General features: G+C 64.3%; 11 protein-coding genes and 1 pseudogene. 3 read left to right on the plus strand and 9 right to left on the minus strand.

The window, feature by feature from the left end:
- Positions 1 to 105: 105 nt before the first annotated feature.
- Positions 106 to 360: a hypothetical protein gene (locus tag FOM02_RS21975; protein WP_141263098.1), complete on the minus strand. Its 255-nt coding sequence runs from the start codon at positions 358 to 360 to the stop codon at positions 106 to 108.
- A 274-nt stretch (positions 361 to 634) separates the two neighbouring features.
- Between FOM02_RS21975 and FOM02_RS21980 the strand changes: the two genes are divergently transcribed.
- Both FOM02_RS21980 and FOM02_RS21985 read left to right on the plus strand, forming a co-directional pair.
- Positions 635 to 916: a hypothetical protein gene (locus tag FOM02_RS21980; protein WP_027561215.1), complete on the plus strand. Its 282-nt coding sequence runs from the start codon at positions 635 to 637 to the stop codon at positions 914 to 916.
- A gap of 37 nt (positions 917 to 953) precedes the next feature.
- Positions 954 to 1,184: a hypothetical protein gene (locus tag FOM02_RS21985; RefSeq protein ID WP_027561216.1), complete on the plus strand. Its 231-nt coding sequence runs from the start codon at positions 954 to 956 to the stop codon at positions 1,182 to 1,184.
- Positions 1,185 to 1,298: 114 nt separating this feature from the next.
- Here FOM02_RS21985 and FOM02_RS21990 read toward each other — a convergent pair whose 3' ends face one another.
- Positions 1,299 to 2,936 (minus strand): ABC transporter ATP-binding protein, encoded by a 1,638-nt coding sequence (locus tag FOM02_RS21990; protein ID WP_265442123.1) that lies wholly within the window; start codon positions 2,934 to 2,936, stop codon positions 1,299 to 1,301.
- Positions 2,937 to 2,940: 4 nt separating this feature from the next.
- Positions 2,941 to 3,372: pseudogene (locus FOM02_RS21995) on the minus strand (ABC transporter permease subunit); the annotation flags it as partial.
- Between the two features lie 328 nt (positions 3,373 to 3,700).
- Between FOM02_RS21995 and FOM02_RS22000 the strand changes: the two are divergent.
- The gene (locus tag FOM02_RS22000) at positions 3,701 to 3,895 is read left to right on the plus strand and encodes a DUF6636 domain-containing protein (RefSeq protein WP_231164210.1); all 195 of its coding nucleotides are present in this window, start codon (positions 3,701 to 3,703) and stop codon (positions 3,893 to 3,895) included.
- Positions 3,896 to 3,936: 41 nt separating this feature from the next.
- Here FOM02_RS22000 and FOM02_RS22005 read toward each other — a convergent pair whose 3' ends face one another.
- From FOM02_RS22005 to pimC, 6 genes are all read right to left on the minus strand, one after another.
- The gene (locus FOM02_RS22005; protein ID WP_027561231.1) at positions 3,937 to 4,530 is read right to left on the minus strand and encodes a GNAT family N-acetyltransferase; all 594 of its coding nucleotides are present in this window, start codon (positions 4,528 to 4,530) and stop codon (positions 3,937 to 3,939) included.
- 116 nt (positions 4,531 to 4,646) lie between these two features.
- Complete coding sequence (locus FOM02_RS22010) at positions 4,647 to 7,094, minus strand: penicillin acylase family protein (RefSeq protein WP_027561232.1); 2,448 nt, start codon at positions 7,092 to 7,094, stop codon at positions 4,647 to 4,649.
- A gap of 83 nt (positions 7,095 to 7,177) precedes the next feature.
- Positions 7,178 to 8,680, minus strand: a complete 1,503-nt coding sequence (gene glpK, locus FOM02_RS22015; protein ID WP_027561233.1) for a glycerol kinase GlpK — start codon at positions 8,678 to 8,680, stop codon at positions 7,178 to 7,180.
- A 265-nt stretch (positions 8,681 to 8,945) separates the two neighbouring features.
- The gene (locus FOM02_RS22020; RefSeq protein WP_027561234.1) at positions 8,946 to 9,719 is read right to left on the minus strand and encodes an SDR family NAD(P)-dependent oxidoreductase; all 774 of its coding nucleotides are present in this window, start codon (positions 9,717 to 9,719) and stop codon (positions 8,946 to 8,948) included.
- A gap of 134 nt (positions 9,720 to 9,853) precedes the next feature.
- Positions 9,854 to 10,996 carry a pimeloyl-CoA dehydrogenase small subunit gene (pimD, locus tag FOM02_RS22025; protein WP_027561235.1) on the minus strand — a complete coding sequence of 381 codons (1,143 nt, stop codon included), beginning with the start codon at positions 10,994 to 10,996 and terminating at the stop codon, positions 9,854 to 9,856.
- Between the two features lie 177 nt (positions 10,997 to 11,173).
- Positions 11,174 to 12,364 (minus strand): pimeloyl-CoA dehydrogenase large subunit, encoded by a 1,191-nt coding sequence (pimC, locus tag FOM02_RS22030; protein ID WP_027561236.1) that lies wholly within the window; start codon positions 12,362 to 12,364, stop codon positions 11,174 to 11,176.
- Between the last annotated feature and the right edge of the window lie 92 nt (positions 12,365 to 12,456).

Consider the following 12,456-nt stretch of genomic DNA (forward strand, 5'->3'; position numbering starts at 1 on the left):
TTATTCATAGTTCGCCGTGTCCGCTTTACTCGCCGAAGGCGACGTTGAAACCGATACGGCCGCATGTCGGTCTTGAGCCCGAAGCGGATCCGCATCTGATCGATATCAGACATCGCCACGCTGCTTGGGCACATCGCCGGCGCTGGTCTTCGGCTTGGAAATCGGAGGGATGCAGCTGCCGAAACGTGGATCGAGCGGATCGTAACGCGACCTCGTTCTCGCGACGATATACAGCACCGCCAGTGCGAAGGAACCAAGCAGCAGCAATAGCCACGGGGGTGGCCGACTTGCGATCAAAATCACCGTTGCTCCAATCAGGAGCAAGGCAGCAACAGTGCCCGAAGACAGCTTTGAGGCCATCACCGACTCCGCGCCAAGCTCTCGGGCCGGATATTACCGCGGATAGCGATATATTCGAGCGAAGCCGACTGCGACACTCCAGCACAGAGGACCGCAAATCTCGTGCGTTCCCCAGGCTCATTTTTCAGGGAACTCATGCAGAATCATTCGAGCAAGCCGGCAATCGAAAGGCATCCCGCCCCACCTCGCAGCGCAGCTACGGAACAACGTTACAATTGAGAGGTTTGCGGAACGAAACGCGTCGTCAGTCTTTCTCTGGCTTTGGGAGGTGCCCATGAGTTCTCAAGCCAGGGAAGGCGCGTGTGCGTTCGCTTGGCGAAACTACTTGCTGATCCATAGCGGCATCAGCGAGAACGACAACAGGCGTTCCGCACTCTACAGCTACATCACCAATCTTCGCGACACCGGCGAAGATGACTTCGATCTCTTGCAAATAGCCGCAGTTGCCTACCTGAAGAAGCTGGATGAATTGCACGACGACCGAGGTGCGCGGCTCGCGGCAGATCAGGTTTTGGCCGAGTGTTTGGAAGCACGCAGTTCACAACCCGGGAGGTGACTTCAGGTCATAACACCAGAGCAAAGGAGCGAACAGCATGGCCGACAAGACCGCTACTGAAGACCGTTTCGCCAACGACCCGCAACGGCGCATCGCCGCAGCGACTGCAATCGGCATGCATGCATTGAAACCGATGATCAACCTTCAGGTCTCAATGTTGAGGATGTGGGCCGACAGTATCGAGAGGTTCGCGGGCAATTACGAAAAGGGTTTGGAAAAAACAGCGAGCACGGTCGAGGAACAATCAGACAAGCAACGCGCCGCGTAGATTAGCGCGATCTGATAGGTGCGGCCCACTTTGGCCGCAGGCAGAAGCGTTCCCTGGGTTCGCGCTAGCGCGCATCCCGGGGATGCGCTACCGCGCACCCCGGGATGACTGGGATCAGGTCGCGACCGACCCGTTCCCCGCCGTTTCCAGCCGGAACGCCGCCGCGAACAGCGCGCGCGTGTAATCGGTCTTCGGATTCTTGAACAGTTCCGCGGCCTGCCCCTCCTCGACCACCTTGCCGCCACGCATCACGATGAGGTGGCTCGCGAGCGAGGCGACGACGCGCAGATCGTGCGAGATGAACATGTAGGTGAGCTCGCGCCTGCGCTGGAGCTCGCGCAACAGATCGACCATCTGCGCCTGGATCAGCATGTCGAGCGCGCTGGTTGGCTCGTCGAGCACGACGAAATCCGGCTCCAGCACCACCGCGCGCGCGATGCTGATGCGCTGACGCTGGCCGCCGGAGAATTCGTGTGGATAGCGGTAGCGCATCTCCGGCTTCAGCCCGACATCCTCCAGCGCCTTGACGACGCGCGCCTCGCGTTCCTCGCGCGACAGCTTCGGCTGATGCACGGAGAGGCCTTCGGCAATGATGTCGGCGACCGACATGCGCGGGCTGAGCGAGCCGAACGGATCCTGGAACACGATCTGCATGTCACGCCGGAACGGGCGCATCTCCTTGAAACGCAGGCCCTGGATGTCCTTGCCGAGGAAGACGATACGGCCGTTCGAGGAGATCAGCCGCAGCAGTGCAAGCCCGAGCGTGGTCTTGCCCGAGCCGGATTCGCCGACGACGCCGAGCGTCTCGCCCTTGCGCACGGCAACGCTGACGCCGTCGACCGCCTTGATGTGACCGACCGTCTTGCGCATCAGGCCGCGCTTGATCGGAAACCAGACCCTGACATCGTCGGCCGACATCACCACGGGCGCAGCCGGCTGCGGCGGCGCCGGATCGGGCTTCGGCTCGGCCGCGAGCAGGTCACGGGTATAGGGATGCTTCGGGGTCTTGAAGACCTGCTCGACCGGCCCCTGCTCGACGATCAAGCCGCCCTTCATGACGCAGACGGTGTCGGCGATACGGCGCACGATGCCGAGATCGTGTGTGATGAACAGCAGGCTCATGCCGAGCCGCGCGCGGATCTCGGCGAGCAGCGCCAGGATCTGCGCCTGCACCGTGACGTCGAGCGCCGTGGTCGGCTCGTCCGCGATCAACAGGTCAGGCTCGTTGGCGAGGGCCATCGCGATCATGACGCGCTGGCGCTGGCCGCCGGAGAGCTGGTGCGGATAGCTGTTCAGCCGCGTCTCGGGCTCGGGAATGCCGACCTGCGTCAGCAATTCCAGCGTCCGCCTGCGCGCCTCTGCATTGCTGGTCGGATTGTGCAGCTGGATGATCTCGCCGATCTGCGCCTCGATCGTGTGCAGCGGATTGAGCGAGGTCATCGGCTCCTGGAAGATGATGGAGATATCGCTGCCGCGAATCTCCCGCATCTGCTGCTCGCTCTGATCGATCAGCTCCTGCCCCTTGAAGCGGATGCTGCCCGAGGGATGCGAGGCGTTCGGATAAGGCAGCAGCTTCAGGATCGAGAGCGCGCTGACGGACTTGCCGGAGCCGGATTCTCCGACCAGCGCGACGCATTCGCCGCGCTTGATCTGGAACGAGACCTTGTCGACCGCGAGCGTCGTCGCGCCGCCCTGGTGGAAGGCCACCGAGAGGTCGCGCACGCTGAGCAGGGGCTGGTTGATTGCGTCCATGGCCTTACCTGAACGTCTTGCGCGGATCGAAGGCGTCGCGCACGGCTTCGCCGATGAAGATCAACAGCGACAGCATGATCGCGACCGAGAAGAAGCCGGAAAAGCCGAGCCATGGCGCCTGCACATTGGCCTTGGCCTGCGAGAGCAATTCGCCGAGCGAAGGCGATCCCGGCGGCAGACCGAAGCCCAGGAAGTCGAGCGCCGTCAGCGTCATCACCGACGAGGAGACGATGAACGGCAGGAACGTCATGGTCGCGACCATCGCGTTCGGCAGCAAGTGACGGAACATGATGACCGGGTTGGAGACGCCGAGCGCCCGCGCCGCCTGGATGTATTCGAAGTTGCGCCCGCGCAGGAACTCGGCCCGCACCAGACCGACCAGCGAGACCCAGGAGAACAGCAGCAGGATGCCGAGCAGCACGAAGAAGCCCGGCACGGATGAATCGTCATCGCGCTTTAGGTCGTTGTTTGAGCATGATCTTTTCGGAAAATCGCTCCGCACTTTTCCGGATCATGCTCTAGTTGGGGGGATTGCATGATCAGGCCGGGCACCGTTTTCCTGATGTCGATCCTGCTTGGATTGCCGCTTGGTCGCGCCCATGCACAAGACCGTCCGATCGGCTTCCTGACGCCGTCGCGAAACATCGTCTGCCAATTCTTTGCCGATAACGGCCAGGAAAATAAACAAGGCCTGCTCCGCTGCGACATCATGGTGACCGACACGCTTCCGCGATTGCGAACTCGACTGGGGTCACGCCTTCGAGATGAGCACCAAGGGCAGCGCGGGGCGCATCTGCGCCGGCGACAGCGTGATGGACGCCTCGCTGCCTGTGCTCGCCTATGGCGAGGTGTGGCAGCGCGCGGGCTTCACCTGCCGGTCGGAGCAGACGGGAGTGACGTGCTTCAACGCCATGCAGCACGGATTTTCGCTGGCGCGGGCGGAGCAGAAGGTGTTTTGAGGTCGCAGAGCGAAGTGACATTCGGGAGACGGTTTCCCGCCCTATTCGATGATCGGCACATGCTTCGCGGCATCGCGTGGCGCCATGCCGTCAAGCCGCGGATCGTCCGCAATCTCGATCTGCCGGCGGAAGGGGCGGAAGCCGGAGCGCTGGTAGAACGCGACTGCGGAGGGATGGTCGAAGGTGCAGGTGTGCACCCAGACACGGTACGTCTCGCGCGACCATGCGCGCTCCAGCGCGCGGTTCATCAGGAAGCGCGCGGCGCCGGTGCCGATCAGGCTCCCGGTGACGCCGAAATAGACCAGTTCGCACTGACCGGCTTCGCGAAAGTCCAGCTCCAGCAGACCTTCATCGCGGCCGTCTACCACCAGTGAGTAGACCTCGATATCAGGCGCGTGGATGATTGCGGCGAGTTCGGCGTCGCTCATGCGCGGCCGCGAGAACCACAGCCATTCCTCGCCGACGCGGCGGTAGAGATCGCGATACCAATCGAGCGCGGGCGCATCGACCTTGCGCAGGGACCAACTGCCGGGTGGATCATCGCGGCGTGCGGGAGGCGCGGTCATCTCCAGATGGGTGACGACCGCCGCGATTTTCCCGGCGGGAACGTCGGAATAACCATCGGGCAGGATCATGGGGCTGGCTCGTTCAGTTTAGGCCAAAGCGGCGGCCATACAATCAGTGTCGTCCCGGCTCCGTGCGCAATTGCGCACTAGGCCGGGGCGACAGCGTGTTTGTGGATGCGTGTCGTTCATCGCGGCGTCAGCGTGATCGCCTCCGCCGTCGCAGCTTCGACCGCCGGGCGGCTGTAGAGCAGCGGGACATACTGTCCCGTCGCCCAGAGCGGCGCGAGGTCGCGGTAATGGCCGCTGAAGGGATCGCCCGACTGGCCCGGCGTGTTGATGGTGCGGCTCGCATCCCAATTGCCGACATCGAGCACCATGCGGAACGAGGCGCCGGAGAGGAGCTGATAGTCCGAGCGGCGATAGGTGGCGGCGCGCGGCACGTTGGCGGCACCGCCGAAGGCGAGCGGGCCGACCGACAATTGCGCCGCGGTGGCCTTGTCGGCGAGCGGCATCAAGGCATGGTCGAATTTTGCGACGTGCAGCCGGCCCCAGCGCCAGGTGGAGGAGTCGGCGCCAAGCTTGCCCGCGACGTCGGCAACCGCGGCGCCAAGGCTCTCGCGCAGCACCTGGTCACGTCCGGCGGCAGGATCGGAGCCGAGCGCGGCATCGGGCGATTCGAGATAGGCGACGACCGCCGAAATGCTGGAGGCCTCGGGCGCGATCAGATCGACCGCCTTGGGCGCGGTGGTCTTCAGCAACACCGGACCAAGATGGTTGGCGATCCAGACCTCGAACACGGCCGCGGCGGCGCTGTCGGCGGCATCGCGGGCGTCCCATGGCTTCAGCAGCTCGAGGCCCTTCTTCACATTGGCGTCGTCCGACGACAAAGGCTGCAGCAGCTTGACCAGCCGCCGCCCCAGCATCGCGGTGTCGTCATTCTGCAGATCCATGGCATCGGCGAGCGTGACCTTGTTGTTCGCACTGAGCACCTCGGTGATGCGCTGCCAGCGCGCACTGTCGGCCCATTCGAAGCCGACCTTGCGTTCGGCCACGGGATAATCCGCCGGAAGATTCATCTGGTTCGCCGTGGCGAGAAAACCCTGCTTCGGCTGATAGGCCTTCGGCAGATCGTCGAGCGAGAGGAAGTCCTTCCATTCGTAACGGCCGTCGCCGGGCACCGGCATCAGGCCGTCATAATTGGCGCGGCGCGGAGTCTTGCCGGCGGCGACCCAGCCGATATTGCCACGGGTGTCGGCATAGACCTGGTTCTCCGACGGCGCGCCCCAGCGGCGCATCGCCGCAAGAAAGCCGTTCCAGTCCTTCGCGGTCATGTAGTCCGACGAGCCGAAATAGGCGGAGGTGCCGGGCTCGAACCAGATCGAGCGAACCGCGAAGGCGCGCTTGCCTGCGTCATCGACGTAGATCACCGGCCCGTGCCGGGTGAATTTCAGCTCGAGGTCGCGATCGGCCTCGCCCTTCACCTGCTCCTTCTCGCGGACGATGCGCATGTCCTCCCAGCCACTGCCGTAGCGATACTGGTTGGGATTCTCGGGATTGAGCTCGTAGACGTAGAGGTCTTCCTGGTCGACATTGAAGATGGTGAGGCCGAAGGCGATGGTGCCGTTGTGGCCAATCGAGATGCCGGGCAGCGCCGGCTCGCCGGCACCGATCACGGAGAGGCCGGGCGCATTGAGCCCGACGATGTAGCGCAGCGAGGGCACGCTGTGCTCGCGATGCGGATCGTTGGCGAGGATCGGGCGACCCGTCGCGGTGCGCGAGGCTGCGATCACCCAATTGTTTGAGCCGATGGTGTCGCGCTGCTGATCGGCCTCGGTGAGAAACTTGTCGGGATCGTGCGCGAGCGCGGCCTTCTGGTCCTTGGGCGCGGCAAAGGCGACCGGACGTGTCGCGAGATCGTAAGGCGCGAGCACGGCCTTCGGCACGGTACAGGGGTCGAGGCCATCAGGAATTTTCGTGGTCCAGGCCGGTTCGAGCTTGACGCGGAAGCGATCGGCCTCGAGGCCTGCGGCGCAGGCGACCAGCGAACGCTTCACCTCGGAGGCGACGTTGCGCGTCAGGCCGTGGCTGCGGATGCGAACGACATCCTCCGCCGTCCATGGATCCGGCATCGTTCCGGCGATCCTGAACTCGATCGGCAGCGGGCGTTTTCCGGCGCGCACGTCGGCCACATAAGCGTTAATGCCGGCGACGAAGGCTTCGGCATAGGTCTTCGCCTTGGGACCGTAGGCCGCCCACTCCGCATTCATGTCGCCGCGATAGAGAAACAACCGCAGCGCCTTGTCCTGCTCGACATAGGCTTGGCCGAAATCCTTGGCGAGCAGCCCGAGCCCGCGCTTGCGCCAGAGGTCGATCTGCCAGAGCCGGTCGCGCGCGGCGTTGAAACCTTGCAGGAAGAACAGGTCGTGCTCGTTGCCGGCGTAGATGTGCGGGATGCCCCAGACGTCGACCAGGATCTGGGCGGGGGCGTTGAGGCCGGCGACGTCGGTCTTGACCTGCCGCGCGCTCTCGAGCGGGTTCGGCTTCTCGCGCGCGATGGACGTCGAGGTGAGCAGTGCGGCGCAGATCGCCGCGCCGCAGAGCTTTTGCATGACCCGGTTGAAATCCGTGTTCATTGTCGTTCCTCCCATTGTTGTTCTTATTGCCGGTGAAGCCGTGTAGCCTGGATGGAGCGAAGCGCAATCCGGGTGCGCGCTCGCTATTCCCCCTCGTCGCTCGCGAGCACGCCCTTCACCGCCCTTGCCCAGCCGGCGAGCTTCCGCTCGCGCGTCGCCTGGCTCATGTTCGGCTTGAAGCGGTGCTCGAGGCGCCAATTGTCGGCGAACTTCGTCGGCTCAGGATAGACGCCAGCCTGAAGGCCGGCGAGATAGGCGGCACCGAGCGCCGTGGTCTCCTGGATCACGGGGCGGTCGACCGGTGCGTCGAGGAGATCGGCGAGGCGCTGCATGGTCCAGTCGGAGGCGGTCATGCCGCCGTCGACGCGGAGCACGACGCTGGCCGTCTCCGAGCTCGGCCAGTCCGCGCGCATCGCGGCCCAGAGGTCGAAGGTCTGGTAGCAGACGCTTTCCAGCGCAGCATGGGCGAGCTCGGCGGGGCCGGTGTTGCGGGTGAGGCCGAACAGCGCGCCGCGCACGCGCGGATTCCAGTAGGGCGCGCCCATGCCGACGAAGGCGGGGACGAGATAGACGCTCTGCATCGAGTCCGACTGATCCGCGAGAGGTCCCGTCTCGGCGGCGTGCTTGATGATGCCGAGGCCGTCGCGCAGCCACTGCACGGCGCTCCCCGCCACGAAGATCGAGCCTTCGAGCGCATAGGTGCGCTTGCCGTCGAGCTGGTAGGCGACGGTGGTCAGCAGCTTGTTCTTGGACACGACCGGCGTGGTGCCGGTGTTGAGCAGCGCAAAGCAGCCGGTGCCGTAGGTGGACTTCATCATGCCCGGGCGGAAGCAGGCCTGGCCAATGGTCGCGGCCTGCTGGTCGCCGGCAATGCCTGAGATGGCGATGGCGCCGCCGAACAGATCCGGCGTGGTCTCGCCGAAGCGGGCCGAGGAATCCTTCACCTCGGGCAGCATCGAGCGCGGCACGCCGATGATCTCCAGCAGCTCGTCGTCCCACTGGCCGGTGTGGATGTTGAACAGCAGCGTGCGCGAGGCGTTGGTGGCGTCGGTGGCGTGCACCTTGCCGCCGGTGAGGCGCCAGAGCAGGTAGCAGTCGATGGTGCCGAACATCAATTCTCCGCGCGCGGCGCGTGCGCGCGCGCCGGGAACGTGGTCGAGGATCCAGGCGATCTTGGTGCCGGAGAAATAGGGATCGATGATCAGGCCGGTCTTCTGCGAGATCACGGGTTCGCGACCGTCGGCCTTTAGCTTGGCGCAGATGTCGGCGGTGCGGCGGTCCTGCCAGACGATGGCGCGGTGCACGGCCTGGCCCGTAGCGCGGTCCCACACCACGGTGGTCTCGCGCTGGTTGGTGATGCCGATCGCGGCGATGTCCTTTGCGCTGATGCCGACCTGCTCGATCGCCTCGCGGCAGACGATCACGGTCGAGGTCCAGATGTCCTCCGGCTCGTGCTCGACCCAGCCCGAGGCCGGAAAATGCTGCGGAAACTCGGCTTGCGCCTTCGCCGCAATGGAAATATCGCCGCGAAACACGATCGCGCGCGAAGAGGTGGTGCCCTGGTCGATGGCGAGGACGAAAGACATGGCGGCTTACCTTGGCGTTTTCTCGGCGTTATCCCGTGGGGGATCATTGTGTCGCGCCAAAGGGAGCGGATTGGAGGCGGAAGGTCAATATCCCTAAGCGCGCCTCAAGCTCCGCCGTCGTCCCTGCGAAAGCAGGGACCCCAGGGAGAAATTAGAGGCCGAGCTGGCAATCAAGTGTCTTCGTCAAACCACTCCCTGTGGTTATGGGTCCCGGATCTGCGCTTCGCTTGTCCGGGACGACGAGCCGAGAGATCGGAGCAAATCCCTACACCGCCGCCGTGGTCACGCCGCCGTCGATGACGATGGTCTGGCCGGTCATGAAGCTCGAGGCGTCGGAGGCGAGGTAGGCGACTGCGCCGGCGATCTCGTCGGGCTCGCCGATGCGGCGAAGCGGCGTGGTGGCGGTGCGGCGCTTGAGCATGGCTTCGTCTTCCCACAATGCGCGGGCGAAATCGGTCTTGACGAGGCCGGGCGCGATGCAGTTGACGCGAACGCCCTTCGGGCCCCATTCGCCGGCGAGCGAGCGGCACAGCGCGAAGTCGGCGGCCTTGGAGATGCCGTAGGCGCCGATCACCGTGGAGCCGCGCAGGCCGCCGATCGAGGAGATGATGACGACCGAGCCATTGCCGCGCTCGGCCATCTGCGGGATCGCGAGCGCAGAAAGCCAGATGTTGCTCTTGACGTTCGAGCCCATGATCTTGTCGAAGGCCTCGTCGGAGATGTCGAGCAGCGGGCCGTAATACGGGTTCATGGCGGCGTTGCAGACGAGGATGTCGATCTTGCCGTAATGCTTGGTGGCGCCGGAGATCAGCGCCTCGACCTCGTTCTTGCGCGCGATGTTGCAGGGGATGACGGTGGCATCGCCGCCGGATGCGTTGATGCCGTCGGCGACTTCCTTGCACGCTTCCGCTTTCCGGGAGGAGACAACGACTTTTGCGCCGAGCTTGGCCAGCAGCTCGGCCGAGGAGCGGCCGATGCCGCGGCTGGAGCCGGTGACGACGGCGACTTTTCCGGTGAGATCGAACGGGGTGTTTTTCATTGTTGTCCCTTCCTGGTCATTCCGGGGCGCGCGAAGCGCGAACCCGGAATCCATTTCACCGCGCGTGACGCCGCCCGATGGATCCCGGGTTCATCGCTGCGCGATGCCCCGGGATGACAGTCGTTGTGTGTCGACTAGATCAACCCACCCGCATCCGCGACGCGGCGCTGGTGGTAGTCGGTGTCGCCAAAGGTGTTCTCGATCATGGTGAGGCGCTTGAAGTAGTGGCCGATCTTTGCCTCCATGGTCATGCCGATGCCGCCGTGGAGCTGGATCGCCTGCTGTCCGACGAACTTCAGCGACTTGCCGATCTGCACCTTGGCCGCGGCGATCGCGTTGGAGCGCTCCTTGGCGTCCTCGAAATCACCAGCCATGGTCGCGAACATCGACATCGAGCGCGCCTGCTCGGCGGCGACGAACATGTCGGAGGCGCGGTGCTGCAGCGACTGGAACGAGCCGATCGCGACGCCGAATTGTTTGCGCGTCTTGATGTACTCGACCGTGGTCTTGAGCGACTCGTCCATCAGGCCAACTGCCTCGGCGCAGAGCGCGACGCGGGCTTCGTCCACCACGCGCTCGATCAGCGAGAGCGAGTCGTCGGGATTGCCGATGGCAGCATCCGCGCCCACCTCGACACCGGTAAAAGTGATGTCGGCGGCGTGCAGGCCGTCCTGGGTCGGATACGACTTCTTGGTGACGCCCTTGGCGTTCGCGGGAACGAGGAACACGCCGATGCCGGTCTTGTCGCGGCGATCGCCTTTGGTGCGGGCTGTGACGACAAGCGTGTCGGCGTTCTCGCCGTTGAGCACGACGAATTTTTCGCCGTCGATGACCCAGCCGTCGCCCTTCTTCTTCGCCGTCGTCGAGACGTCGAACAGATCGTAGCGCGAGTTCTTCTCGAGCTGGGCGAACGCCAGCGTCTTGCTGCCGTCGATGATCCCGGGCACATGCGCAGCCTTCTGCGCATCGCTGCCGGCATGGCGCAGGAAGCCGCCGCCGATCACGACCGTCGCCAGATACGGCTCGAGCACCAGCGCCTTGCCGAGCGCTTCCATCACGATCATGGTCTCGACGCCGCCGCCGCCGAAGCCGCCATCGGCCTCCGCGAAGGGCAGACCGAGCAGGCCCTGCTCGGCGAGCTTGCCCCAGACGGTTTTGCTCCAGCCGCCCTTCTCCTTCATGTACTTCTTGCGCTGCTCGAAATCGTAGGAATCGGTCAGCAGGCCGTCGATGCTTTCCTTGAGAAGCCTCTGCTCCTCGTTCAGGTCAAAATCCATTTCTTTGGTTCCTCGTACCCGGACTATTTGGCTTCGTCATTCCGGGATGGCCCGAAGGGCCAGGCCCGGAATCCATAATCCCGATTGGTGGTTATGGATTCCGGGCTCGCGACTTCGTCGCGCCCCGGAATGACGGTGGAAACATGGGCCTCCCCGCCTCCGCGGAGAGGGAGCAGATCACAGCCCCAGCACCGCCTTGGCGATGATGTTGCGCTGGATCTCGTTGGAGCCGCCGTAGATCGAGACCTTGCGGTTGTTGAAGTAGCTCGGCGCGATCTGGGCGGTCCAATCCATGGCTTCGTTGGAGCCGTCGTCGCCGTGGACGTCGTAAGGCGCGGCGAACGGGCCGATCACTTCCATCAAGAGCTCGGTGGTGGTCTGCTGGATCTCGGAGCCCTTGATCTTCAGCACCGAGGAGGCCGGATTGGGCTTGCCCTTGCCGTGCTTGCCTTCATCGGCGACGACGCGGAGCTGCGTCAGCTCGAGCGCCTTCAGCTCGATCTCGCAGGCCGCGAGCTTCTCGCGGAACGCGGCATCCTGGATGACCGGCTTGCCGCCCGACTCGACCTTGCCGGCGAGATCGCGAATGCGGCGCAGCCGCTCCTTGGAGACGCCGACGCGGGCGATGCCGGTGCGCTCATTGCCGAGCAGGAATTTTGCGTAATCCCAGCCTTTGTTCTCCTCACCGATCAGGTTCTCGACGGGCACCTCGACGTCGTCGAAGAAGACCTCATTGACCTCGACGCCGCCGTCGATGGTCTGGATCGGGCGCACGGTGACACCCTTCGACTTCATCGAGAACACGATGAAGGAAATGCCCATCTGCTTCTTCGCATTGTTGTCGGTGCGGCAGAGGCAGAAGATCATGTCGGCGTGCTGGGCGAGCGTGGTCCAGGTCTTCTGGCCATTGATGATCCACTTGTCGCCCTTGCGCTCGGCTTTCGTCTTGAGCGAAGCAAGGTCGGACCCGGAACCCGGCTCGGAGAAGCCCTGGCACCACCAATCGTCGACATTGGCGATGCGCGGCAGGTACTGCTTCTTCTGCTCCTCGTTGCCGAAGGTGTAGATGACGGGGCCGACCATGCTGACGCCGAAGGCGAGCGGCTGCGGCGCCGGATAGGACTGCAGCTCCTCGTTGAAGATATAGTGCTGCACGCTCGTCCAGCCGGTGCCGCCATATTGCTTGGGCCAGTGGCTGACGCCCCAGCCCTTCTTGTTGAGGATGCGCCACCACGTCACCATCTCGTCCTTGGTGAGGTGACGGCCCTCGACCAGCTTGCGCCGCGTATCCGGCGGCACGTTGTCGCGGAAGAATGATCGCACTTCCTCGCGAAACGCCTGCTCTTCTTTCGTGAATGCGAGATCCATCGGATCCTCCTGTGAAACGTTATTCCCTATTCGTCATTCCGGGGCGCGCGAAGCGCGAACCCGGAATCCAGAGATCGTGGCTCGAGGTTCCG

It is taken from the genome of Bradyrhizobium sp. SEMIA, assembly GCF_014844175.1.
Lineage (GTDB): Bacteria > Pseudomonadota > Alphaproteobacteria > Rhizobiales > Xanthobacteraceae > Bradyrhizobium > Bradyrhizobium arachidis.